Raw genomic sequence first — 24543 nt, 5'->3', positions numbered from 1 at the left:
CCCGGCACTCTCGTTGAGTGCCGGGCGCCTTCGCGTACAGGGAGGTCAGGCGGGTGGCTCAGGCGGAACCGACGAGGCCGTCCGCGTCGGACTGAGCGCGCTCCGGATCGCCGCCGGGACGGGCCGCGGCAGGCGCTCGCCGGGACGCCCCGCGCTCAGCCCTGCTGGCCGGCCCTGCCCACCGTACGGCGGCGCAACAGCTGCTCCAGGCAGTGCGTGGCACCCGGCTTCCGGCTCCGCAACCCTCGCGATCGCCGACCGGGGCGGCGTAGCGCAGGAGCAACGACGGCCGGCACCGTCCGCGGTACGCGGGCAGTGCCGGCCGAAGCGGGGTGTCGGCTCAGCAGGCGGTGAGGAACCCGGTGATCCTCGCGATGACCTCGGCCTGCCAGGCCTGGGTCTGTGGGGCGAGGTACTGCGGATCGTCGTGCACCGCGAAGCCGTGCTGCGCGCCTTCCAGCTCGACGAGTTCGGCTTCCCCGCCAAACTCGAAGGTGAGCCGGCGGGAGTCGTCGATGGGGACGAAGGTGTCCTTGGTGCCGTGCACCACGAGGGTGTCAGCCATGATCCGGGGCAGCAGGACGGAGGGGTCAAGGTAGTGCACCTCGTTCAGCAGGGCCCGGCCGAGCGCGAACGGGCTGTGCTCGGTGAAGCCTTGGCGGTCCAGGTCGCGGGCGGCATCCTCGCTCAGGTAGTCGTCCCGGTTGTACGGCCGGGACGTGATGTAGCGGGCCCGGTAGTCGAGCCGCGGATTCAGCAGGACCAGCTTGTCCAGGAGAACCGGGTAGGAGGCTGCGACCAGGGCGGCGGCGCCGCCGGAGAACGAGGCCGCGATCAGGTGCGCGGGGACGTCCGCTGAGGAAGCCTCGGCACGGGCGCGCAGGTGGTGCGCGGCGGCCCTGATGTCGTTGGCGACGCCGGCGATGGTGATGTCCTGCTCGCTGCCGCCGCTGTCACCGTGGCCGCGCAGGTCGAAGCGCAGGTTCTCGATACGGGATGCGGCGAGCGCTGCGGCGAGCCGGGTGAAGAAGCCGCCTTCCTCGCGGGTGACGCCAGCACCGTGTACGAGCACGGCCAGGCCCTGCGGGTATTCGGTGGACGCGATGGTGCCGGACAGGAGAGTGCCGTCGAGAGAGGTGAACTCCGTTGCGCGATCAGCCATGCACCAATCGTAGCGATCCGGCAGGCAGTCGATCGGGCTGTCCAGCCTCCGCAGTGGGAATGCCGAGGGTCCCCCAGCGGGTCGCCACCACCTCATGATTCAGCTGCGCACCGACAGGCGGGCGAGCCCCCGGGCCGTGGCGAGCCGTCGTCCGGCGAGGCCTATGCCAGACACCTTCGCCGCCGCAGCGCTGGCGTCATTCCGGAAGATCGTCGCCGTCCACCAGTCCGAGGTGTCCACGAACGTAGGTCGACATCATGATCTGGTGGGCTTCGAGGAGGGTCTGGAAAGCGCCCAGGGTACGTGGGGCCTGCTCAACGACGGCCCGTCGGAACTCCTCCTCGGCAACGATCGCCGGATGGACGTAGGTGTCGCGGTCGCCTTCGTCCAGATCGAGCAGGCCGGCGGCGTCGGTCCACAGTGCGACGAAGCATGCGGCTCGGGCCGGCAGGCGCCACACCTCTGCATCGCGGGGCTGTGTGAGCGAGGCTGCGGTCAGTTCGGCGATGGCACCGGACACTTCGGCGTCCGCGCTCTGGTCAAAGAGTCCCATCCTGTCAACGGAGCGCAGTACGGCCAGGACATGTTCGGGACCGACTACGATCTCCTCCTCGCCGTGGGGGGTGCTGCGGCCCGAGGTCACGGGACCTCCAATGCGTCGGTGGTGGATCGGCACCGGGAAGGGGGCGCGGCCCGGGATGTTGTCGTCGGGGACAACGAGCCGGGTAGCGCTCGGTGTTGCCGCAGTGTCGGCAATGCTGACACGGGAATGCCGAGAGGCCCCGATACCGCACCGGGGCCTCTCGCTTCGACTGGGTGCTGGCCATCACATCGGATGTCCGATCGCCTTCTGGAGCGTGTCCAGGCAGTCCGGGCACATCGGCAGCGCCGGCGGGACTCCGGTACCCGGCCGCCCGCACCGCGGCCCTCCGAAACCGTCCGGACCGGGAGCCTCGCACCTCCAGGTCACCGCCGCAGAGGACGGACCGGGCGGCGCCGTCCGGGCCCGCTCGCTCGCACCCCGGCCGCTGGCGGCCTGGTCGAGCTCGGCCGTGCTCTGCTCCAGGTGCTCCCGTGCGCGATCGGCCTGCCGCTCGGCCCGGGCCAGGCCGCAGGCCCGGCACTCCTCACCGCTGCCGAGGATCACCCCGCGCTCGCAGTCGGACAGCTCGCAGTCCTGCGCGGCCAGGATCGAGGCGAGGTAGCCGACGGGGCCGCGGATCTCCCGGCGGGCGATCTTCTCCGGGACGCCGGCCCGCCACCATCCGGCGTTGATCCGGGCCAGGGCGTGCTCCGGCTTCCGTCCGGCCGACAGCAGGTCGCGCACCGCGCGGCGCAGCGGGGGGACCTTGATGGCGGGGTGCTTGCTGACGCCGAGGGCGTCGACCATGGCGAAGACCTCGTCTTCTCCTGGTACGGGCTTGGAGGGGGTGGTTCGGATGGTCTTGGTGCGGGGCTTGGTGGTCTTCGTCGCGGCGGAGCCGCTGTTCGGGTTCGGCTGGGTGCCCGCACTTTGGCGGCGAGCCGCACGGGCCTTACCACCTGTAGGTGCCCTTCGGGCGTCCGGAAGGGGCTCGCTGTCACTTGTCTGGTTACTGCTCTTAATGGTGTCCGTGTGGTGCGGCCACCCTGGTCCGTCTGGTGCGGCCACCCCCGTCCGCGTGGTGCGGCTACCCCCGTCCGTCTGGTGCGGCCACCCCCCGGTGAAGGCGGCGAGCTCGCGGTCCTCGCGGGCGGCGGCGCGGGCCCGCCAGAGGCGGGCGTCGAGGAGGAAGTAGGAGGAGGCGAGGCGGCCGCGTCCGTCCTGTCGGCTGTAGTTGTCCTGGGTGGCGAGGACGCCGTCGGCCCGGAGCTGGGCGAGGTTGCCGGTGACGGCGGTACGCCCCAGGCCGGTGCAGGCCATCAGTTCCTTGATGGTGGGCGGGCGCTCGGTGATGGAGCGGCTGTGGATGTGGCAGAAGCTGGCGACGGCTGCGTAGACGGCCTTGTAGACCGGGGAGCGCAGGCCGGTGCGGGCGATGCGGGCGTCGAGGCGGACGTAGTCGATGCCGGGTGCCCGGTGGACGCGGGGAATCGGGTGGCCGTCGGGGCCGAGTACGGGTGCGGGGCCCGGGGCGGCGGCGCGCTCCAGGAGCTGACGGGCCCACCGCTCCTTGTCGGTGAGACGGTAGACGTTGGCGTCGGGCACGGCCGGGTTGCCGGGTGCGGTCTGGGGCTCCACGAGGAGGAAGCGACGGTCGACCAGGTCGGTGGCGGCGCGGTCGAAGGTGTCGACGGAGCGGCCGAGGCACGCGGCGACGGTGCGCCGGTAGGGCAGGAGCGCCTGCCGGACGTCGCTCGACCAGGCCGCCACCTCCTCCGCGGTCAGGGTGATGTGCTCCTCGATGTCGCAGAAGGTGGCGAGCGCCATGTAGGCGGCCTTGGTGGTGGTGGGGCACGAGCCGTCGCGGGCGAGCCGGGCGTCGAACTCGATGTAGTCCAGCCCGCCGGGGGCGAAGGCGCCGTCGCCGTCGAGGGAGAGGCGGGTGAGGAAGTCGGTCACCGGGCCACCTCGACGTACACGCCGTCGCGGTCCGGGTTCCAGGCCGGCATGTGGTGGGCGTGTGGAAAGAGGAAGTGGTAGGGGTCGTCGAGCTGGGCGTCGATCGTCGCGGGCGCGGAGCCGATCTCGGCGAGCGCGGTGCGGACCGTGCGGGCGACGAGCAGCCACGCTTCCTGGGTGTAGGGGTGGGCGGGGCCGAACTCGATCGTGGCGTCGTCCGTCAGGTGGCCGGCCCGGGTCCGGGCGATGGAGGTGCGGCCGTCGGCGAGCGCGGTGTGGACGGCCGCGTACGACTCGCGGTACCAGCGCGGCGGCACGGGCAAGCCCGTCGGCTTCGGCGGGATCACCGCCGCGGGGCGAGCGTCCGGGGTGCGGGTGGCGGGGACGACGGCGATCGGCTGGATGCAAAGCGGGAGCTCCACCGCGCGACGTCGGCGGCGCAGGGCGGCAACGGCCCGGACGGCGAGGAGCAGCGGCCACACGAGGGCGAGCGTGAACCAGGAGGCTGCGGCCGCGAGGAGGACGGCGGGGGCGGGCAGGCGGAGTCGGCGGAGACAGGCCGCGTCAGTTCCGGTCAGCGCGAGGTAGCAGGCGCCGGCCGGGAGGTAGGCGGTGGCCGCCACCGCGAGCACCGCGGGGCAGCCGAAGTTGAGGCTGGGCAGCAGGGTCGGCGGCAGGTCCATCGTGGCTCCTCGGGCAGTGGTGATCAGTGACCGAGGTAACCCCGCACTCCTGGACGGACCCCTTGATGATCAAGGTTTGCCAGATAACGACTTCGCATCCGCGTGCCCATCAAGGGGTGCGGACGTATCTGGATGGCCCGCACCGCAAAGCTCCTGACTTCTTTGCGGAAGCGGGCTCGCTTGCGGTGCAGGCCCGCAAACGGCTCTTGCGGGGTGCGGGCCGCAAGGCGTCCTTGCGGTGCGGGGCGGGACTTTGCGGTGCGGGGCTGGCGCGGCCGGGGCGCCGTGCGCGGGTCGGGGCCGATCGCGGTGCGGGGCATCAATCCGGCCCCGGGCCAGCGCCGCCGCACCCCGCACCGCTTCCGCACGCACCTGCGGTGGACGTCCCAGTGCCGCGGGCCGAAGGCGAGGTCGAGGTGCGCGGCGGCCCCGGGCGGGGAGCGCCGATTCGGCCGGGCCAGCCCTCCGGCCGCTGCCCAGGGGAGGATCTGCGCTGGGGTCGACGGCCATCAAGGAGTCGTCCGCCCGGGGCCGGCCATCAAGGAACCCCGCCGGCCGCAGAGGTCCGGCATCAAGGAATCCGCTGGCGGGAGCCCGGCCATCAAGGTGTCGGCGGGCTGCGGGCGGACGGGGCCATCAAGGAATCGCCCCACCGGCCGGCCGGACCGGCCGCACACCTTGATGCCCTTCCCCGGAGGGGGCAGCACACCTTGATGGGCCATCAAGGTGGGGGCCCCGTACCTTGATGCCGCATCAAAGGTGCAGGTCAGAGGTTTGATGCTGCCCGTTGCGAGAGCGTTACCGGGCAGGTGTCGATCATCAAGGGGTCCATCAAGGAGTGCGGGGTTTCCTCCCTCGACAGCAACCGCTGACGACCTAGGAGACCCAGGTGAAGCCCACCTCCTCCCGGCGCGACCGAGCGCCGGACACCCCTTCCCCGATCGCCTCCGGCGCCGACCTGCGCCGCTCCCGTGTACGGACCCTGCTCATGTACGGAGGCGTCTGGGCGGCCCTGGCCACGGGCCCGCTGGCCCTGGCGGTGGCCGTCGCTGTCCCGCAGATGGCGAGCAGCGCGCCGGCCGCTGCGGCCGCCGCACCGCTCGTGATCGCCCCGCCGACCGGCTACGCGGAGAGCTTCGTCGACCTGTGGCTGCGCTCCGCCGGTGTCACCGACTCTGCGGCTCTGCGCGCTATGGCTCCCGGGGTCGACCTGCCGAAGGTGACGGCCGCAAAGACGGCGAAGGTGGAAAAGACCGTTGCGGTGCGGAGCACGCCGATGGGCGGCCGCACCTGGCAGGTCACCGTTGCGGCCACGCTCGTGCTGCCGCCCGTCGCCCCGCAAGGCGACTCGTCTGCGCAAGCCGCCCCGCAGTCCTCTCCGCAAACGCCCGCACCGCGTGCGGGGGTCTCCCCGCAAGGGACGGACGACCCCGCGCGGGTCGTGCGGTACTTCGCGGTCCAGGTGTCGATGGTCCGCTCGGCCGGCTCCGGCGGGGCGCCGGACTCGCTGGTGGTCACCGGCGCTCCGGCCCAGGTGTCGGCCCCGGCGGCGCTGGCCGAGAAGGACCCCGCGACGAAGACGTACGGGTCGCAGGTCACCGACGGCCCGCTGCGCGACACGGTGTCCGGGTTCCTGACGGCCTACCTGAGCGGCGTGGGTGACAGCACCCGCTACCTGTCCCCGGGGGCGCGGATCCCGGCGCCGGGCACCGCGGCGTACTCGAAGGTCGCCCTGACGAACCTGATGGCAGCCAGCGCGGTGCCCGCCTCGCCGCAGGACGGCGCGGTGCTGGACGTCCAGGCCGGCGTCCTGGCGAGCGACGGCACCGGGGACTGGCCGCTGGAGTACCCGCTGCGGCTGACCGCTCGCGCGGGCCGCTGGGAGATCTCGGTCCTCGCCCCTGCCGGCACCGCCCCGGGCTCCTCCCCCTCCTCTGTTTCCTCTCCCGGCGCTGTGGCGCCCTCCACCACTACGAACGGGGCCAGCCGATGAACCACGTCATGCTCGCCGGATCCATCCAGAACTTCGGCAACAGCTGGGCGAAGACGCTGCTCGACTGGGTGGCCAGCGGCCTGATGATCGCCCTGACCGCGATCGTGATCACTCACGCGATCCGGAAGATGTCGATCAAGGCCGCGATCGGCGGCGCCCTCGGCCTGGTGATCTGCTGGTCGCTGTTCACCGGCCGCTACTCGCTCTCGATGCTCTTCGAGAGCGAGTACAACGAGACCCGGCCCGCGACCACTGCCCCCCTCCAGGGCGCCGGCGAGTTGCAGCGTGAGCTGCCCGTCACGCTCACCGGCCAGCCGGACCGGTCGTGAGCAGCGCCGCGCGTCCCAGGGTCGGCCGCTCCTACACCAAGGCTCGCAGGCATCCGTGGGTGCTGGGCAAGATCGGCGACTGGCGCATCCCCTTGGGGCCGTACACGCCGCCGCAGTTGGTGGTGGCCGCCGTCGGAAGCTTCCTCCTGATCAAGACGGTCAGTTGGTGGTGGCCGGTCACCGGCCCCCTGCCGATCGTGGTCTGGGCGGTGGCCATCTGGGCCGCGCGGCACTCACGGATCGCCGGCCGGTCCCCGTTCCTCGTCGCTGCGGACGCCTTCGGGCTGCTCGTCTCCCCGCGCCAGGGCCGTGTCGGCGGCCGGGCGGTGCGCCCGATGCGCCCGGTGCTGATGGCCGGCAGCGCCTTCACCTTCGAGGACGTGCCCGACGACGAGGGCCTCCCGGAACCGGCCGTGCGGGAGTCGCCCGAGCGGGAGCCGGAGCACCGGGCGCTCAGCATCTTCGAACCCCGCCCTGCCGGTCCCGCTCCCGAGGCCGCGCCCGCCGCAGGCCCCGCTCCGGACACGGCCCTCACCCCCCTCCAGCAGATGCTCGCCGCGGCCGCCGCCGCCCAGTCCCAGAAGGGAGACGCACGATGAAGCCGTCGTTCCGTCACATCACCGGCAACCTGGTCTGGTCGACCACCGGCACCGTCTGGGCGTTCTGGCGGGTCACCCCGATCGGCTCGCGCTACTCCAGCGAGCTGGAGCGCCAGGACGTACTGCGCCGGGTCACCAGCCTGGTCCGCTCCCTGTCCGGCACCGCCCGGATCTACAGCCTGTGCGCCCAGGTCGCGCCGCGCGAGGTCGCCGAGCGCATCGCCGCCGACGTCGACCTGGAGGCGCACCCGGGCACGGCCGAGAGCGCGACGGCGGCGTGGAACCTGCTGGACGGCGCCGAGATGCACCGGCGCACCATCTGGCTGGCGGTACCGCTCCAGGCGCCCGGCCGCGGTGCGCAGCTCGCACAGGCGAAGGGCTCGATGTGGGCGATGTTCGGCGAGCAGGCCGGTCTGCCGGCGGCGCCGGTGCCCGTGAGCGAGGTGCAGGTGTATAGGGGAGTGGCCCGGCAGGTCGAGACCGGGTTCGGCGGCGGCTTGGAGATGCGTCCGGCCCGCCCGGCCGAGGTCGTCTGGATCCACCAGCACGCCGTGCACCGCGGCATGGCCGAGCCGCTGCTCGCCGACGCCGAGAACAGCCACCGCTACGGCGGCCGGATCGTCGGCACCCAGCTGCGTAGCCCCGGGTACGCGTCGTTGGGCCAGGTCCGGCTCCTGGAGGGCGGACAGCAGGAGGACGACGAGCAGGACGAGCACGAGGGCGGTGTGCGCGGCTGGTTCGCCCGCCTCGCCGCGCGGGTCACTGGCTCCGCCCTGTCGAAAGTGTGGTTGGAGGTCGAGACCGAGGACGCCGTGGGCTACCAGGCGCACCTGGCGTTGGAGGAGATCCCCGAGGCCGTGCACGAGGGCTCGGCGGACCTGCTCGCCCAGCTGGAGCTGCTGCCGTACCCGGTGGACGCGACGGTCGACCTGACGCTGGTGGAGGCGGCCAAGGCGAAGCGGCAGATCGCGAAGAAGAAGCGGGAGATCGCGGACCAGGCCGACCAGTGGGCGGCGCACCCGACGGGCATGCCGGACTCGTTGCAAGGCGCGGCCGAGGTGCTGGGCGAGCAGGAGGCCCGGCTGGGGCGCACCAGCGTGGAGCTGGAGGTGCAGTCCCGCACGGTGCTGACCGTGTGGGGGGCGACTGCGCAGGTGGCGGACGAGCGGGCCCGGGACCTGAAAGCGCGTCTGACGGGTGCGGACTACGGGGTGATCCGGCCGCGCGGCGGGCAGGTGCGGCTGTTCTCGTTCGGCCTGCCGGGGGCGCTGGCGGCTCTGCGCGCGCGGGAGAGCACCCAGTTCCAGTTGTCGGAGGACTGGGCGATGTCGGGTGCCTTCACGGTGCCGGAGATCGGTGACGAGTCGGGGCCGATGATCGGTCAGTCCTTGGACGTGGGCACGACCCGGCCGGTCTTCCTGGACCTGGCGTCGGCACCGCTGGCCAACATCGCGGCCAGCCTCGCGGTCCTGGGCGACCTCGGTTCGGGCAAGAGCGTGCTGCTCAAGCTGATCATCAGCACGCTGATCGACCGCGGGCACCGGGCGATCGTCATCGACCGCACCAGCCAGCGCGAGTACGCCCAGTTCGCGCAGGGCGTCGCGCCCGGCCGGCACCAGGTGATCGACGCGGCCGACGCGCAGGTGTCCATCGACCCGCTGCGGGTGCTGCCCCCGGCGGCGGGCGAGGCAGCGGCGCTGAGCTACCTGCTGCTCCAGACGCAGCTCGACCTCATGTCGCCGGGCGGCGCGGTGCTCAACCGGGCGGTCAAGGCGGCCGCCGTCGCCCGGCGCCCCCACATGAACCTGGTGCTGGAGGAGCTGCGGGCGATCGCGGAGGAGGGCGGCAACCGGGGGGACGCGGCGGCCGACGTGTTGGACCTGCTCGCCACGGTGTCCGACCAGAAGCTGGCCCGGATGGTGTTCGACCCGTCGCTGCCCGCGCTGTCGCTCAGTGATCTGTCCGCCGACCTGATCGTCTTCACCACCAACGGCCTGACCCTGCCGCCCAAGGAATCGCTGGGCCGGCCGGAGGTGCTGCGCACCCAGCCGCTGGAGGCGCTGATCGGCCGCGCCGTCTTGTACCTGATCGCGGCGATCTCCCGGCACATCGCGTTCACGGACCGCTCGCGCTTCGCCGCGTGCGTGTTCGACGAGGTGTATTGGCTGACTTCCAGCGCCGAGGGCTCCGCGTTGATCAAGGAACTGGCGCACGACGGCAGGAAGCACAACGCAGGATTCCTGGCCGGTGCTCATGACGCCCGGGACCTCGGGGACGAGACCATCGCCGGCCTGATCGTGCAGCGCATCCTCGCCCGCACCACGGACGAGTCGATGGCCCGCCGGGGCCTGGAGTTCCTCGGGCTTCCGGGCGACGACGAGGGCCTCGTACAGCTGGTCACCGGCGGGCTGTCGCCCCACGGCAACCCGAACAGGGCCGGGGAGATGCTCCTGCACGACACCCGCGGCCGGGTCGGCCGCATGCAGGTCATCGTCCCCAACCTGCCCAAGCTCCAGGGGATCTTCACGACCCCCGTCACCAAGTCCGCCTCCACCGGCGGCTCGCTCCGGAAGGCGCTCTCGCGATGAACCTCCCGACTCTCCCGGCGCCGCTGGCGCGCGGTGCGCAGCGTGCGGGTGCTGTCTGGCACCGGGCCGTGCGGATCTGGCGGGCGGTCAGCCGGTTCGCCGCCGCGTACTGGCCTGGCCGGCGGACCGTGCTGATCACCGCCGCCATGGTGTGGCTGTTCATGATGGCCGGGGCTTCGGCCGCCGAGGCGGCCGACGGCCACGAGCGCGGCGGCGTGCTGGCCCCGCTCAACGTCATGTCCTCGGAGGGTGCGCCGCTCGACAACTACGACCTCAAGAGCGAAAACGGCGGCGCCACGGACATCAGGAGCCACGTCTGCAATCTGATGCTGGGGGCGGGGTTCGCCCTGGTACGGATCCTGGTCGGCCTGATGTGCTGGGTCATCCAGTGGATCTTCAACTTCCCCATCGTCTCGACGCTGGTGAGCAGCGCGCAGAAGCTCGACGGGGCGTTCTTCGGCGTCGTCGCGAACGACCTGGGGCTGTACGCCCTGTTCCTGGCGGCCGGAACTGCGTTCGGGTCCTTGCTCATCATGCGCGGCAAGGTCGGGCGCGGCATGGGCGAGATGACGATCACCATCCTGCTGTCGACGCTCGTGCTGCTGCCGGCCCTGAGCCCGAAGAGCATCCTCGGCCCGGAGGGGCCGCTGATGCAGTCGCAGCAGGCCGCGCACGAGGTCGGCCAGGTCACCATCGGGGTCAACGGCCCCGACCCGGGCTGCAAGAGCGACAAGGACCGCGACGACCCCAGCTGCCCGATGCGGATGATCCTGACGCGGACCCTGGTCGTCCAGCCGTTCGAGCTGTTGCAGTACGGCCAGATTCCCGAGAACGGCAGCTGGCTGGCCGGGGTGCACAACAAGTACATCCACGGCCAGCTGAGCCGCGAGGGCAACTGCGACGACGTCATCGACCTGCCCGGCAAGGACGCGATCTGCGACCACGGCAGTTTGGGCTGGGACGCGCTCAAGGAGGAGTTGAAGGGCAAACACGGCCAGGAGGGCAAGGACGTCTACAACTACGCGGTCAACTCCAACTGGGACCGGGTGGGCGGCACCCTGCTGGTCTTCCTGGCGGTGCTCATCATCGCGATCGTCGTGCTCGGCATGTGCCTGGTGCATCTGGGCACGCAGTTCGCGGACGTGACCGCGGCCTCAGTCACCGGTGCCTCGCTGGTGGCGGCGATGCTGCCCGGCGGCAACAGGCGGTTCCTCTGGAAGTGGCTCGGGGTCTACATGACGTCGGTCGTCACCGAGTTCGCGGTCAGCGTCATGCTGCCGCTGTTCGCCCTGGGCGCGAACGCGATCATGACGAACTCCGAGAACACGCTCATGATCCAGCGTCTGTTGATCCTGGACGGGTTCGCGCTCGTCATCCTGGTCTTCCACCAGCGCATCTTCGCCTCCGCCGGCGCACTCGGCGAGCGGTTCGCCAACCGCATGCGCTACGCCAAGATCGGCGGCAGCCTGTGGCTGGGCGAGAACTCGGGGATGGCACTGGCCATGTCCCAGGCCATGGGCACGCTGTCCAACCCGTCCGGCGCGGCGGGCATGGGCGGGCGCGCAGGAATGGGGATGCTCGCCGGAGGCGGGCTCTTCGGCGGCGGCTCGGGCGTGCACGGGGCGCTGATGCGCAAGGCCCGGATCGCCGAGGGCCTCTCCGCGCTCGCCAGCCCCGGGCTCGGCAGGATGAACGCCGGCGCGATGGCCATGGGGGCCTACGGCGAGTTCCACCGCGGAATGTCCGCGCTGGCGCTGCCGTTCCACGCGGCGCACCAGCTGGTCGTGGGCAACCCCTTGCCGCCGCACAAGCTGGCCCGACGGATGAAGCCGGTCGGCCCGCGCGGTCCGCTCGGCGGCGTCCGCCCCGATGGCACCCCGGGACACCCCGGTGGCCCGGGCGGAACGAACGGCCTGATGAGCCGCCAGCAGATGACCGGGGGAGGACTCACCCCGGCCGGGCACGCGCTGCACAACACCCTGCTGAACACCCGGGCGGGACGGCTCGCGATCCGCGCCGGCCAGATCGGCAAGTTCGGCTTCAACGCGACCGTCGGCCTCCCGGCCACCTGGACCCGCCTCAACCGCAAGAACGACGCGATGTGGGACCACGTCGACAAGCAGTGGGAGCACTACTCCAACGTCCGCAAGGCCTGGTGGGGCGACCAGAAGGAAGGCCTCAAGGACTGGGGCCAGGACGTCACCCGCACCGGGCGCGCCGTCAAGACCGGCTACAACGCCGTGCAGTCCGGCTACAACCACGTCTACCATCGCGCGGCGGTGTTCGGTGACGTGCACTCGGCGGACCTAGGCGGGGCGCAGTTGCTCGCGGCCACGCACCTCGGGTACGGCATGGGCCCCACGGACACCTCCGAGGCCTTCGCCGACCGCCCGTCCTACTCGGCCACGGCCGGCCCGTGGGACGGCGGCGACAGCGCCTCCGGAGGCGGGCTGTCCACGGACGGCACCGTCAACGGACGGGTCGAGGGCGCGAACATCTCCTCCAGCGGAACCGTCACCCCGGACCGGCCGGGCTGGGGTGCCTCCGACCACGGCCCGAGCGACATCCGCTCGGCCCTGGGCCCGGACGTCGTCCCGCCCTCCCGGCCCACGATCGTCACCGATGACGGCCACGTCGTGGACACGACGACCGGGGAGATCCTCGCGGACCCGCCGGCCCGCCCCGCTTCCCCGGCACCGGACGCCCCCGCGGTCGAGGGCATCGACCCGGACGTGATGCGCCGGGTCAGCCCGGAGGTCCTGCGCTCCCCCGAAGGCACCTCCGTCGAGGCCCTGCGGCTGCGCCGCACCCTCGGCCACTCGCCCGACCAGGCGGGCGGCACGCCGCCTCCCGGGCCGTCGACCGGCCGCATCGGTGACGAGTCGTGAGGCGCAGCACGGACCGGCGGGCCGGTCGGCAGCAGATCAGGGAGGCCTGCGTGCCGGCCGGGTCCGATCGGCACGCAGGGCGGACGGCAGGCGGCGCTCGCCGCCCGGGAGACGACGGCGGGGGTGGTGAGGGTGTTCAAGCTGTTCCGGAAGCTCGGCTGCCTGGGGATGACGCTGCTGTGCACGGCGATCGGGCTGGGCGGAATCGTCGTCCTGGGCGTCCTGGATGTCCGCGACCCGGGGTCCACCGCCCCCGTCGGCGCGGTCAGCGACATCCCGGCGCGGATGATGAGCGCCTACGTCCGGGCCGCGGCCGGGATGGCGCAGCTGGACCCGCAGTGCAAGGGGATGACCTGGTCGCTGCTGGCCGGGATCGGCAAGGTGGAGTCCGGCCACGCGCAGGGGCACAGGGTCGACACCACCACCGGGGACATCACCCCTCCGATCATCGGCCCGATCTTGAACGGCTCGGGAGCGGGCGGCAACACCACGCCGGTGATGGACACGGATCACGGTCGGTGGGACGGCAATTCGCAGTTCGACGCGGCGGTCGGCCCGATGCAGTTCTTGCCGTCGACGTTTGCCGCGTACGCGGCGAAGGTGCACCCGCAGGACGGCGGGGCGGGCGCGAACCCGAGCAACGCCGACGACGAGACGTTGGCAGCCGCCCTGTATCTGTGCGACGGCGGCAAGGACCTCACGGACGCGGCCGTCCTGCGCAAGGCGATCCTTCGGTACAACAACAGCGGCGCGTACGTGGACGAGGTGCTGCGCTGGGCCCAGCAGTACGCCGCGCTCGGCACCACCCCGGCGCCCGGCGGCGGCGCGAGCTCGGACAAGGTGACGACCGTCATCGCGGCGGCCCGCAGCCAGTTCGGCCAGCCGTACTCCTGGGGCGGCGGCGACGCGAGCGGTCCGACCAGCGGCGTCTGCTGCTCGCAGGGCGGTCAGGACGGACGCACCGTCACGGGCTTCGACTGCTCCGGATTGATGACGTACGTGTTCGCGAAGGTCGGGATCAAGCTGCCCCGGCTCGCCGCCGACCAGGCCGAGGTCGGCCAGCGGATTCCGGCATCGGCCGGAGTCCAGGCGCTCCAGCCCGGCGACATGGTGTTCTTCGGCAACGCCTCGCAAGGGATCTACCACGTCGGCCTCTACATCGGGGGCGGCCAGATGATCAACGCCCCGAAGCCCGGCGACGTGGTCAAGCAGGCCGCGGTCTGGAACTACGACTACGCGGGCGGCGCCCGCCCGATCTCCTGAGAGGCCCCCGTGAAGAAGATGCCCCGCTTCCTGCCCGAGCTCGGCGCGATCGCGCTGCTCGCGGGCGGCCTTGCCCTCCTGCTCCCTGCCGCCCCGGCGCCGCACCACCCCGCCGCTGGGGCACCGGTCGCCTCGGCCCCGGCCGACGCTCCCGCCGGCACGGCGGACACCGGCGCCCCAGCACCGCCACCGGCACCGGTACCGGAGCCGACGAGGGCCGAGCCCCGGCCTGCCGCTACGCCGAACAGCGCAGCGCCGAGCCCGTCCGCCGCTTCGACCGTGGTGCCGTCCGGCGTCGCGGCCGCCGGTGACGGACCCGCAGGTGACCCCGCGATCCAGGCCGGGTTCGCCAAGGCGCACCCCAGCGACCTGGCCCCGCCAGACGCCGATGCCCTGGCGGCACTGGGCCGCGACGTCTGGCTCGCCGAGACCACCGGGGCCGGCCGGGAGAAGTGGCCCCAGTACTTCTCCCCCGGCCCGGGCGCGAGCGCCCCCTACTTCTACTCCGGCGTGCGGATCCAGGCCGCGGCCGCGCACTCGGACCCCGCCGTCCCGGGCGGCGCCCGCGTGGACCTGCTGTGGACCGGCACCTCCCCCACCGGCGACTACGGGGACCGCCGCCCCGCCACCGTGACCTTCACCCGCACCCGCACCAGCACCGGATGGGAGCCCACCCGATGAACGGCCAGACCAGCAGCACCTCCGGGTTCAAGTCCGCCCTGCACGTGGCGGGCGAGGTCCTGGCCTGGTTCGCCGACGCCGGGAGCTGGTGCCAGGACAACGCGGGGCTTCTCCTGGTCCTCCTCGTCCCGCCGGCCGTCGCCGCAGGGGTGGTCCACCAGGTGCTCACCCGCCGGGCACTCGCCCAGCGGACCCGCTTCATCCTGACGCCGACCCGGCGCTTCGCACCGACCACCGAGGACATCTGGCGCCAGATCGCGCTGCTGCTGCGGGCCTCCCGCAAGGGCCCCTGGTGGGCCCCTGCGGCGGCCCGCCGGCTGCGCGTGCTGCTGCGGGCGGACGGCACCGTGCCGCTGGAGTACTCGGTGGAGGCGCCGTCGGAGGCGGTGACGCTCCTCAAGAACTCCCGCTTCCAGGAGGTCACCGTCGCCGAGGCGCCGCCAGCCGACGACCCGTACGCCGCCCAGACCGCGCAGGACCGGCTGGACAAGAAGAACAAGGAGCTCCAGAAGAAGCGCAAGGCGGAGGCGAAGGCCCTCAAGGCGAAGGCGAAGGCGGCGGCCCTGGCGGCGAATGCCTCCGGCCAGGGCGTCGACCTCAAGAAGAAGCCCGGCCGCGGCGCATCCGAGGAGAAGGGCAGGCTGCACGCGGTACGGGCGGAGTTCGTCCTGCGCGGCAAGCCGTCCGCCGCGCTGCGCGAGGTCCCGCTGACGCCTGACCCGCTCCAGCCGCTGATCGACGCGGTCGCCGACATCCAGGCGGATCTGGGTGAGCTCGCCGAGGTCGTCCTCGACATCCAGGCCGTCCCCCGCTGGCACCTGCGCCTGCGGCAGTGGCAGATGATGCGCGAGGCCCGCGAGCGCAGCCGCAAGAACGCCCGCCGCGCGGCCCGGGACGCGGCCGCCGACGCTGCCGAGGCCCAGGACTCCCTGCGCTACCAGCTGCTCACCCTGCTGGATCCCTCACAGAAGGGCCCGTCCACCCTGTTGCCGACGGTGCGGCCGCGCATCGTGGACCGGGAGGAGGCCCTCGGGCGGCTCGGCAACGGCACCGGCCTGGTGCGGATCCAGCTTCTGGTGCGGTGCGTCTCCGAGCGCGAGGGCCGCGCCTACCAGCTGCTGGAGCAGCTGTCGGCCGCCCTGGACGTGTTCGGCGAGGACAGCCGGCTCGGCGCCGACGGCGGCCGGTTCCTCAAGTGGAGTTGGGGCGCGAACAGCTGGCACCGCCGGGGGTCCTTCGACCGCCGGTGGACCACCGGCCTGGTCGCCCCCCGGAAGCAGAACTGGGTGCACGTCAGCGAGCTGGCCGGGCTGCTCAAGCCGCCAACCGCCGATGCGGTGCTGCCGGTGCTCGCCTCCGAGCTGCCCACCTACGAGCTCGGCACCCCTCTGGTTCCGCACGGGCTGCTGGTCAGCGCCGACGGGCGCAGCCGGATCGTGGCCACGCCGGAGGAGGAGTTCCTGTTCTCCCTGGCGGTCGGCAAGGCCGGCGGCGGCAAGACCGAGCAGGCGATCGTGCGGGCGCTGGCGATCGCGCTGTCCGGCGCCGGGGTGCTGTTCATCGACCCGCACGGGGACAGCTGGGACTCGGCTGCTCCGGTCCTGGCGCACAAGCGGCTGGCCGGGCGGGTGCGGCGGATCGACCTCTCGCAGGCGGAGCGGGGCGGGGGCCTGCCCACCTGGAACCCGATCGGGATGGAAGGCGGGCGCAGCGCGGGGCGGGTGGCGGGCGCGGCCGTCGACTCGCTGGCCAACGCGCTGTCGTGGACGGACGCTGCTCATCCTCGGGCGATCGCGATCCTGACGAAGGCGGTGGAGGCGCTGGTGGCGCACAACCAGCGGGCGGTGGCGGCGGGCCGGCCGCAGGCGCAGGCGACGGTCCACCAGGTGCGGACCCTGCTGTCGAACCGGGGCTGGCGCAACGCGCTGCTCCAGCACCTGACGCCGGAGCAGCGGCGTTGGTGGGAGACGACCTTCCGCAAGTACAAGGCGGACGAGCTGGCGCCGGTGCTGAACCCGCTGGACCGGCTGGCAGCCAACGAGACCACCCGGGCGTTCCTGGGTTCGCCGACCGGGTGGTACGACATCCGGGCCGCGATGGACCGCGGGGAGATCATCTGGCTGTGCCTGGAGGGCACCGGCCCCTCGGACCGGCTGCTGGTCAGCATGATGCTGGCGGACCTGTTGCGCGCGGGTCTGTCCCGGCGTGATCTTGCGGCGCACGACCGCCGTCCCATGCACGTCTTCGGTGACGAGCTGATCAGCCTGGACGGCGTGGCCGGGGAGAGCATGGCCTCGATCGCCGAGCAGCTGCGGAAGTTCGGCGGGCGCCTGCACGTGATGACCCAACTGCTGGGCCGGGTCAGCGCGACGACACGGGAGTCGATCGTGCAGAACTCCAGCGTGGTGAGCACGACGGGCGGCTCGGTGGCGGCAGTGCGGCCGGTGGCGGAGGAGTGGCACGGGGCGGTGTCGGCGGCGCGGATCGCGGAGCTGCCGCGGTTCCACTCCTATGTGCAGGTGACCAACGGCGGCAACCGGGTCGGCCCGCTTCTGGTGAAGGGGCTCCAGGTGAAGGAGGTGTTCCGGCAGCTGCATTCCCCCGACCTGGTGGACGCGCTGGCCACCCGGGCCGACTCGGCGACCGGGGCCCGGCAGCTGCCGGCGCTCCTCAAGCGGGCGACGGAACAGGACGACGTGGTCCTGGAGTTCACCTCCCCCGCCCCGCCGTCCGACCGGCAAGGAGCGGATCGGTCCGTCGCCGCGCAGACGGACGCCGTCGAGGGCGCCGACGACGCTGATGCCGCCGAGGCGGGTGCGGAGGCCGAGACGAAGCCGGAGACCGGGCCGGTGAAGAGCCGGCGCGGGCGGCCGACCTCGCGGATCGTCTCCTGAGACTGCCGGTCCTGGCCTCACCGGCGTTCAGGCCTTCGCCGTCGATCTGATGCTGGGTGTCCTGAGTATTCGTACTCAGGACAGGCACAGGGTGTCCGGCAACGATGTCGGTGGGCTCATGGCCCCGGGTAGGCAGGCCGGGTGTGTTCCTGCTGGTCACGGCGCCGTTCAGGAAGTGACGAACAAATGGGGACATCCGGAACCAAAGCCTCAACTTCGGCGAGGGAGATGAACGGTGGCGGCCGAGCTACTTCAACGCGCAAGCATTTTTCCCTGGGATCTTGGCCGGATCTGTCCTATCGTGACTGGGTGGTACCTGTGCGAAGTCAGGGGTAGGAATACCCAAACGGACTTCTAGACCGCGCATATCGCCATAATCCTGGGTCCTCCGCAGACCTCAGAGTGACGATGCTCGGCCAAACCGGGTTAGGGGAGCAGCGGCGCACACCGCTGGACGGTCATCAAGCACGGCCTCATACCGACATCGAGGGGGAACACCGTGGCACACAGCAGCAGGGCGCGGATCACGAGCGCGGTCCTGACGGCGGCAGCGCTCCTGCTGGCGGGGTGCTCGGCACAGGAGAAGGCGGGCGAGCCGTCGCCCACGTCGACCGCACCGCTTCCCCCCTCCCCGACGGCCACGCCCACTGCCGACCCCACCGCTGACGCGAAGGCCGCCGTACTGACGGCGTACCAGGGGATGTGGGACGTGACGGTGAAGGCCTACAACCAGGGCTCGCTGGACGGCGTCGACAACTTGGAAACCTACACCCGAGACAAGGCACTCGCCGGAATCAAGGTGGCGGTCGCCTACTACCAGAAGAACAACATGGTGGTGCCGGGAAGGCCGCAGCTGTCCCCCGTGGTCCAGGCCGTGGACCTTGCGTCCTCCCCGGCCCGAGCCACGATCCGCGATTGCGTGGACACCGCAAAGTTCCAGCCGATCGACAAGACCACAGGGCAACGGTCGACTACGGACGGGACTGTGCGTCACGTGATGAACTCGGTCGCTCACCGGGTGGACGGCCACTGGCTGATCTCCGAGTCGGCATTCGACCGGGAGCAGACGTGCTGAGACCTCTGCGGTCCGTGACCGTCGGTGCGGTCCTCACCGCCGCCCTCCTCGCTCCGGCAGCCGCGGCTTGGGCCGACGGCGGCGTCGAATGCCCTCCGCAGGTCCCGGACTGCAACCTCCACGCCGGCGGAGGAGGCGGCACCAGCGGGGGCACCGGCGGCAAGCCGGGTGGTGGGGGAGGCGACGGTGGTGGTGGGAACAGCGGCGGCGGCGCGAAGTGCCTGATCGACGGCGCCGAGGCGGCCTGCTACGTCGACAAGTACGGCTGGTTCAACCCCAACGACAGCTGCTACTGGAAGGCCTACGACCCGCAGCCGCCTCCGGACAGTGACAGCTGGAAGCTCGCCACCGGCCTGCCGGCCGACTGGAAGCCCGGCCAGGGCGCTCTCTACAACCGGACCTGCACGGCGAAGGGCGCCGAGCTGATGAGCGGCGCCATGTACAGCGCCACTCCGCCGCCGGGGATGGGCGGCATGGTCGACCCCGCCCAGCTCGCCCAGCAGGCCGTGGACAGCATGCGGCTGACCGGCGCGGAGATCGGCATCGCCCCGAAGCCTGGATCGACATCGCTGGTGGGCCTTCCGGTGTGGCTGTGGACAGCCGTCAAGGACACCACCTGGGGCCCGAAGTCGGCCTCGGTGTCGGCGGGCGGCGTCACGGTGACCGCGACCGCGCACGTGGACCGGATCATCTGGACCACCGGCGACGGCTCGACCGAGACCTGCCGTACCGCGGGCAAGGCCTACCTGCCCGAGTACGGTGCCCGGCAGCCCGAATGCGGCCACACCTACACCAAGGCCGGCCGGTACGCGATCAACGCGACGAGCAAGTGGGTCGTGGACTGGACGGCGAGCACCGGCCAGACCGGGCGCATCACCACGGACCGCCAGGCGGCGACCGCGGTGGCGATCGCCGAGGCCCAGGCCCTGAACCAGTGAGCGCGGCCGCGAACGCCGCCAACTCCCCTACTCCCAAGGTTGTGTGATGGCACCGACTCTGACCAGGCCGCGGCGCGCTGCGGCCGGTGACGGCGCGAAGGACGGGCAGTCCGGGCCGCTGCCCGTGGCGGACCCGGGTCCGCGTCGTGGCCGGCGGCCCGCGCTGATGGCGCTGGGTGTTGCGCTGACCGCCGTCGGCGGGCTCGTCGCGGCCTACTACAACGTCAAGGCGGCCGACCGGGTCCAGGTCGTCGCCGTGGCGCACCCGATCCCCGCCGGGAAGATCATCACGTCCGACGACCTGCGGACCGCCTCCGTCATCGCGGACCCCGCGCTGCACCCGGTCCCGCTCTCCCGCGCCCACGACATCCTGGGGAAGGCCGCGGCCGCCGACCTTCCGGCTGGCACCCTGGTGACGGACGACTCTGTGCGCGCCGGTCAGCCGATAAGGGCGGGCAAGGACACCGTCGGGGTCCTCGCCAAGCCCGGCCAGCTGCCAGCCCAGGCCCTGCAACCGGGCGACGAGGTGCAGGTCGTCTCCACTCCCGGCCCCCAGGACGACAAGGCGGCTCCGAACACGCGGCCCTCCACGATCGGTGCGGTCGTCGTGCAGGTCGGTGAGGCCGACGCCAACGGAGTCCGCGTCGTCGACCTGGCCGTCGGACCGGTGGACAGCCCCGTCGTCGCCTCTTGGGCGGCCACGGGCCGCATCGCGATCGTCTTGAAGGCGAGGCCCTGATGCTCACCGCGCTGATCTCCGCGAAGAGCTGCGGGGTCACCACCACCGCTCTGGCCCTGGCCCTGGCCAGCCCCAAGCGCACCCTCCTCGCCGAGTGCGACCCGTCCGGCGGCACGATCCGCACCGGCTACCTCCAGGGCCAGCAGACCACCGCGGCCATCGGTCTGCACCGTCTGGCCACCGCGCAGCGCGACGGCACGCTCGCCGAGGTCTTCGAGCAGCACCTGGTGCCGCTGGACCGGGACGGGCACCGGCTGCTGCTGCCCGGGCTGACCGACCCGACCCAGTCGCCGTCGTTGGCCGGCACGTGGGAGCCCTTGCACCGGCTGCTGCGGGTGATGGAGGAGGACGGCTACGACGTGCTGGTGGACGCGGGCCGGGCGGTGGTCGAGTCGGCGACGGGCCTCAGCGACACCTACTCCCCCGCGCCGCTGCTGCGCCGCGCGGACCTGCTCCTGCTGCTGGTGCGCGCCGACACCTCGTCGGTGGCGGCGGCCGCCCCGGTGATCCGGGTGCTGCGCGAGGACCTCGACCGTCGGGGTGCTGGCGCCGGATCTCTGCGGCTGGTGGTGGTCGAGGACGGGCCGCTGAAAGCGGGCCAGATCGCCGCGGCGCTGGGCGTGCCGGTGGTCGCCACCGTGCCACACGACCCCGCCACGGCCGCGGCGCTGGGCTCGGGCGGCACCGTGCGCGGGCGCTTCGACCTCGCGCCGCTGGTGCGCGGTGCCCGCAGCGCCCACGAACAGCTCACCCTCGACGCCACCCGCCGCAGGGTCCAGCTGGCACCGCGGCCTGCCCAGGAGGCCACGCGTGTCTGACGTCATCACTCCCTCCGCCCCGGCCGACGAACCGGGTTCGCGGGCGGCGCGCTTCCGCGACGCCCTGCTGGCCGGCCACGAGGGCACCGGCTGGCGCATCCCTGCCGCCGAGGCCCCCCGGCCCGTCCCCGCGCCGTCGCTTCCCGCCGTGCGCACCGGCCCGGTCGTGGCGAGCGCCCCCACCGCCCCGCCGGTCCCGTACCCGGAGATCACGAAGCTGCGAACGCTGGTCGCGGAGCGGCTGGCCACCGCCACCGCAGAGAACCCGGGCATGTCCCGCGAGGACCGGCAGCAGCTCGGCCAGTCCCTGGTGACCAGCGTCGTGAGCGTGTGGGCCACCGACTACGCCGCCACCGCCGGCGCGCTCACCCAGGACGGCGAGCAGGCGGTACGGCGGTCGGTCCTCCAGGAGCTGTTCGAGGCCGGCCGGCTGCAGCCGTTGCTGAACGACCCGGACGTCGAGAACATCCTGGTCCGCGGGACGAGTACCCGAGTCGACTACCGCGACCGGCCCTCCGCCGAGGTCGGCCCGGTCGCCGAGTCCGAAGCGGATCTCATCGCCCTGGTCAACAACGTCGTGCGCACGCAGGGCCAGGGCGAGCGCAGCCTCACCCCGGCCACGCCCCTGATCAACTCACGCCTGGCCGACGGCTCCCGCCTCGCGGCGACCGCCTGGGTCAGCGACCGGCCCCACGTCGTGATCCGCCGTCACCGCACCCGCTCCCAACGGCTGGCGGACCTCCAGGCCTGGGGCACCCTCGACTCTACCCTCGTGGCCTTCCTCGCGGCGGCCGTCCGGGCCCGCAAGAACGTGGTCATCGCGGGCAGCATGGGCGCCGGCAAGACCAGCCTGATGCGGGCCATGGCCCTGGAGATCCCCCGGTTCGAGCGCATCGGCACCCTGGAGGACTCCTTCGAGCTGTGGCTCCACGAGGACCCCGAGGCCCCCGAGGTCGTGGCGCTCGAAGCCCGCGAGGGCAACGGCGAACGCGGGCCCGACGGCCGGCCGGTCGGCGAGATCACCCTCAGCGAGCTGTTCGAGCAGAGCCTGCGGATGTCGCTGCGCCGGGTCCTGGTCGGCGAGGTCCGCGGCGCCGAGGCGCTGCCGATGCTGCGCGCCTTCAACAGCGGCGACGGCGGGAGCATGGCGACCATCCACGCCAAGAGCGCGGAGATGGTCATCGAGCGCCTCGTCGAGCTGGTCGAGGAGGCCGGGCTCACCGACCGGTCGGCCTACCGCAAGATCGCCCTCAGCCTGGACTTCATCGTCTACGTGCGCCTCGTCGACGAGACCGCGATCGGCGGCAGCCGCCACCGCTTCGTCTCCCAGATCGTCGAGATCACCGGCGTCGGCGAGCGCGGGATCCCCTCCCGCCAGACCATCTTCGGCCCGCGCCAGGACCCCGGCGGCCACCGGGAACCGAGGGCCGTCCCGCACATGCTCCCCCAGTGCATCGGCGACCTCGTACGCGCCGGCCTCGACCCGACACTCCTCCACCAGCCGTGGGGCGCCTGGAAGCAGCAGCTGAGGACGGTGACGGCGCTGTGACCATCACGCCGGAGGTTCTGGTCGCAGGCGTCGGCGGCTCCGTCACGGTGCTGGGCGTCGTCGTGGCCGTGGCGGGGTTCGTCGGGACCGGCACCGCGCCGAAGGCCCGGCCCGAGGGGGCGCTGCAACGGCGCCTGCGGGCCGGGGCCACCGGGCTGCGCGGGCGCGGACGGCTGGTTCTCGGTGCCTCCGTGGTCGCGGGGCTCGCGGTGTGGCTGGTCTCCTCCTGGCTGCTGGGCGGTCTGCTGACGACCGCCGCGGCCCTGGGCATGCCGTGGATCCTCCAGCCAGGGCGCGGCAGCACGCGGCAGATCAAGCGGCTGAAAGCCCTCGAACAGTGGGTCCGCCGGTTGAGCAACATCCACACCGCCGGAACCTCGTTGGAGGCGGCGGTCACCGCGAGCCTGCGCAGCACCCCGCCCGAGCTGGTGCCGGAGATCTCGCGGCTGACGGCCCGTCTCGGGTCCGGCTGGCGCCCGCAGGAGGCCTACCGGGCCTTCGGGCACGAGATGAACGACGCGACCGCCGACGCCGTCGCGCTGCTGATGATGGGCCACGTCGAGGACCGCGGCGCGGGCCTGGGCCGGGCGCTGGAGAAGCTCGCCGACCAGGTCGGTGAGGAGGTGCGGATGCGCGAGACCGTCGAGGCCGACCGGGAGAAGCCGAGGGCCAACGCCCGGTGGGTCGCCCTGATCTGCCTGGGGGTGTTCGGCCTCTCCGTCCTGTCCGGCAAGTACGTCCAGCCCTACAGCACACCGTTCGGGCACCTCTACCTCCTCGCCCTGGCGGCCGCGTTCGGCGCGGTCCTGGTCTGGATGCGCCGCATGTCCCTGACCAAGCCGGCACCGCGGATCCTCGCCGCCCCGGACGACGACCGACAGGAGGACAGCCGGTGATCGCCGCCGCACCCGCCATCGCCGCCGGAGCCGTCACCGGCCTGGGCGTCGCCGTCACCATCGCCGGTGCCACCCGCACCCGCCCCGATCTGAGCGACGTGCTGCGCCGCATGGACGCCCGCCGGCTGGAGAACTTCGACCCGCGGCCGATGCGCAGCGCCGACTCCGCTTTGGAGCGCATCGGCGCCCGGCTGCTCGGCCAGGTCGGTGAAGGTCCGTTCCGGCTGCCGCGCCGCGACCTGGAGCTGCTGGGGCGTACCCCGGCCTCCCACGTCGGCCAGAAGGTCGGGTTCGCGCTGCTGGGGCTGCTGTTCCCGGCGCTGGTGCCGGCCGTCATCGCGCTAGCGGGCGGTTCGCTGCCCTTCGCGGTGCCGGCCCTGGTGTCCCTGGGGCTGGCCGCGGTGATGTGGATGGTGCCCGACCTGAACGTGAAGGAGGAGGCGGGCGAGGCCCGCAGGGCGTTCCGGTTCGGCATCGCCTCCTACCTGGAGCTGGTGTGCCTGGAGCGCGCGGCCGACGCCGGGCCGAGCGAGGCGCTGCGCAAGGCCGCGCTGCTGGGCGACGGCTGGGTGTTCGTCCGGCTGCGGGACACCCTCCTGCGTGCCGAGCTGAGCGGGGTCTCGCCGTGGGACGGCCTGCGCCAGCTCAGCGAGGAGCTCGGCGTTCCCGAGCTCGGCGCCCCGGCCGACATCATGGCCATCGCCGGCGAGGAGGGCGCCTCCGTCTACACGACGCTGGAGGCGCAGGCGTCCAGTCTGCGCGGCACCCTGCTGGCCGAGGAGCGCGCCAGGGCGAACATCACCTCGGAGAAGATGATCGTCCCCGTGACGGCCCTCCTGCTGATCATGTCGCTCTACATGGGCTATCCCGCCGTCGCGCAGATCATGTCCGCCTGAGCGGCGCCCC

Annotated in this window: 19 protein-coding genes; 15 read left to right on the top strand and 4 right to left on the bottom strand. The window is 72.6% G+C overall.

Annotated elements, in window-relative coordinates; all coding sequences use genetic code 11:
- Positions 1 to 340 precede the first annotated feature (340 nt).
- The 4 genes from ACFXOZ_RS19580 to ACFXOZ_RS19565 form a co-directional block, all read right to left on the bottom strand.
- Entirely contained in the window at positions 341 to 1162 is an 822-nt protein-coding gene (locus tag ACFXOZ_RS19580; protein ID WP_380522495.1) for an alpha/beta hydrolase, read from the bottom strand.
- A gap of 196 nt (positions 1163 to 1358) precedes the next feature.
- Positions 1359 to 1805 (bottom strand): hypothetical protein, encoded by a 447-nt coding sequence (locus ACFXOZ_RS19575; RefSeq protein WP_380522494.1) that lies wholly within the window; start codon positions 1803 to 1805, stop codon positions 1359 to 1361.
- A gap of 183 nt (positions 1806 to 1988) precedes the next feature.
- On the bottom strand, positions 1989 to 3704 hold the full coding sequence (locus ACFXOZ_RS19570) for a hypothetical protein (RefSeq protein WP_380522493.1): 1716 nt from the start codon (positions 3702 to 3704) through the stop codon (positions 1989 to 1991).
- On the bottom strand, positions 3701 to 4387 hold the full coding sequence (locus ACFXOZ_RS19565) for a hypothetical protein (protein ID WP_380522492.1): 687 nt from the start codon (positions 4385 to 4387) through the stop codon (positions 3701 to 3703). The genes ACFXOZ_RS19570 and ACFXOZ_RS19565 overlap by 4 nt, the downstream gene beginning before the upstream one ends.
- Before the next feature lie 889 nt (positions 4388 to 5276).
- On the opposite strand from ACFXOZ_RS19565, the gene ACFXOZ_RS19560 reads away from it, so the two are divergent.
- From ACFXOZ_RS19560 to ACFXOZ_RS19490, 15 genes are all read left to right on the top strand, one after another.
- Positions 5277 to 6380, top strand: a complete 1104-nt coding sequence (locus ACFXOZ_RS19560) for a hypothetical protein (protein ID WP_380522491.1) — start codon at positions 5277 to 5279, stop codon at positions 6378 to 6380.
- Positions 6377 to 6709 carry a hypothetical protein gene (locus ACFXOZ_RS19555; protein ID WP_380522490.1) on the top strand — a complete coding sequence of 111 codons (333 nt, stop codon included), beginning with the start codon at positions 6377 to 6379 and terminating at the stop codon, positions 6707 to 6709. The genes ACFXOZ_RS19560 and ACFXOZ_RS19555 overlap by 4 nt, the downstream gene beginning before the upstream one ends.
- Positions 6706 to 7308 (top strand): hypothetical protein, encoded by a 603-nt coding sequence (locus ACFXOZ_RS19550; RefSeq protein ID WP_380522489.1) that lies wholly within the window; start codon positions 6706 to 6708, stop codon positions 7306 to 7308. Before ACFXOZ_RS19555 ends, ACFXOZ_RS19550 begins: the two co-directional genes overlap by 4 nt.
- Positions 7305 to 9896: an ATP-binding protein gene (locus ACFXOZ_RS19545; protein WP_380591662.1), complete on the top strand. Its 2592-nt coding sequence runs from the start codon at positions 7305 to 7307 to the stop codon at positions 9894 to 9896. The genes ACFXOZ_RS19550 and ACFXOZ_RS19545 overlap by 4 nt, the downstream gene beginning before the upstream one ends.
- Positions 9893 to 12784 carry a hypothetical protein gene (locus ACFXOZ_RS19540; protein WP_380591660.1) on the top strand — a complete coding sequence of 964 codons (2892 nt, stop codon included), beginning with the start codon at positions 9893 to 9895 and terminating at the stop codon, positions 12782 to 12784. Before ACFXOZ_RS19545 ends, ACFXOZ_RS19540 begins: the two co-directional genes overlap by 4 nt.
- Before the next feature lie 132 nt (positions 12785 to 12916).
- On the top strand, positions 12917 to 14047 hold the full coding sequence (locus ACFXOZ_RS19535) for an NlpC/P60 family protein (RefSeq protein ID WP_380522485.1): 1131 nt from the start codon (positions 12917 to 12919) through the stop codon (positions 14045 to 14047).
- 9 nt (positions 14048 to 14056) lie between these two features.
- The gene (locus ACFXOZ_RS19530) at positions 14057 to 14728 is read left to right on the top strand and encodes a hypothetical protein (RefSeq protein ID WP_380522483.1); all 672 of its coding nucleotides are present in this window, start codon (positions 14057 to 14059) and stop codon (positions 14726 to 14728) included.
- Positions 14725 to 17622 (top strand): ATP/GTP-binding protein, encoded by a 2898-nt coding sequence (locus ACFXOZ_RS19525; protein ID WP_380522482.1) that lies wholly within the window; start codon positions 14725 to 14727, stop codon positions 17620 to 17622. Before ACFXOZ_RS19530 ends, ACFXOZ_RS19525 begins: the two co-directional genes overlap by 4 nt.
- Positions 17623 to 18121: 499 nt before the next feature.
- Positions 18122 to 18697, top strand: coding sequence for a hypothetical protein (locus ACFXOZ_RS19520; protein WP_380522481.1), 576 nt, complete (start codon positions 18122 to 18124; stop codon positions 18695 to 18697).
- Positions 18691 to 19635: a hypothetical protein gene (locus tag ACFXOZ_RS19515; protein ID WP_380522480.1), complete on the top strand. Its 945-nt coding sequence runs from the start codon at positions 18691 to 18693 to the stop codon at positions 19633 to 19635. The genes ACFXOZ_RS19520 and ACFXOZ_RS19515 overlap by 7 nt, the downstream gene beginning before the upstream one ends.
- Before the next feature lie 46 nt (positions 19636 to 19681).
- A complete protein-coding gene (locus ACFXOZ_RS19510) occupies positions 19682 to 20374 on the top strand; it encodes an SAF domain-containing protein (RefSeq protein WP_380522479.1) in 693 nt (230 codons plus the stop codon).
- A complete protein-coding gene (locus ACFXOZ_RS19505; protein WP_380522478.1) occupies positions 20374 to 21192 on the top strand; it encodes a hypothetical protein in 819 nt (272 codons plus the stop codon). Before ACFXOZ_RS19510 ends, ACFXOZ_RS19505 begins: the two co-directional genes overlap by 1 nt.
- Positions 21185 to 22741, top strand: coding sequence for a CpaF family protein (locus ACFXOZ_RS19500; protein WP_380522477.1), 1557 nt, complete (start codon positions 21185 to 21187; stop codon positions 22739 to 22741). The genes ACFXOZ_RS19505 and ACFXOZ_RS19500 overlap by 8 nt, the downstream gene beginning before the upstream one ends.
- Entirely contained in the window at positions 22738 to 23637 is a 900-nt protein-coding gene (locus tag ACFXOZ_RS19495; protein WP_380522476.1) for a type II secretion system F family protein, read from the top strand. Before ACFXOZ_RS19500 ends, ACFXOZ_RS19495 begins: the two co-directional genes overlap by 4 nt.
- Complete coding sequence (locus ACFXOZ_RS19490) at positions 23634 to 24533, top strand: type II secretion system F family protein (protein ID WP_380522474.1); 900 nt, start codon at positions 23634 to 23636, stop codon at positions 24531 to 24533. The genes ACFXOZ_RS19495 and ACFXOZ_RS19490 overlap by 4 nt, the downstream gene beginning before the upstream one ends.
- The last annotated feature ends 10 nt before the right edge of the window (positions 24534 to 24543 follow it).

Origin of the sequence: Kitasatospora sp. NPDC059160 (genome assembly GCF_042755465.1) — a bacterium.
Lineage (GTDB): Bacteria > Actinomycetota > Actinomycetes > Streptomycetales > Streptomycetaceae > Kitasatospora.
This window is presented reverse-complemented; position numbering and strand designations above follow the sequence as displayed.

Coding starts and splice junctions, on each gene's coding strand:
- ACFXOZ_RS19580 (WP_380522495.1), bottom strand. CDS start 1,162: ATGGCTGATCGCGCAACGGAGTTCACCTCTCTCGACGGCACTCTCCTG.
- ACFXOZ_RS19540 (WP_380591660.1), top strand. CDS start 9,893: ATGAACCTCCCGACTCTCCCGGCGCCGCTGGCGCGCGGTGCGCAGCGT.
- ACFXOZ_RS19555 (WP_380522490.1), top strand. CDS start 6,377: ATGAACCACGTCATGCTCGCCGGATCCATCCAGAACTTCGGCAACAGC.
- ACFXOZ_RS19510 (WP_380522479.1), top strand. CDS start 19,682: ATGGCACCGACTCTGACCAGGCCGCGGCGCGCTGCGGCCGGTGACGGC.
- ACFXOZ_RS19565 (WP_380522492.1), bottom strand. CDS start 4,387: ATGGACCTGCCGCCGACCCTGCTGCCCAGCCTCAACTTCGGCTGCCCC.
- ACFXOZ_RS19525 (WP_380522482.1), top strand. CDS start 14,725: ATGAACGGCCAGACCAGCAGCACCTCCGGGTTCAAGTCCGCCCTGCAC.
- ACFXOZ_RS19545 (WP_380591662.1), top strand. CDS start 7,305: ATGAAGCCGTCGTTCCGTCACATCACCGGCAACCTGGTCTGGTCGACC.
- ACFXOZ_RS19505 (WP_380522478.1), top strand. CDS start 20,374: ATGCTCACCGCGCTGATCTCCGCGAAGAGCTGCGGGGTCACCACCACC.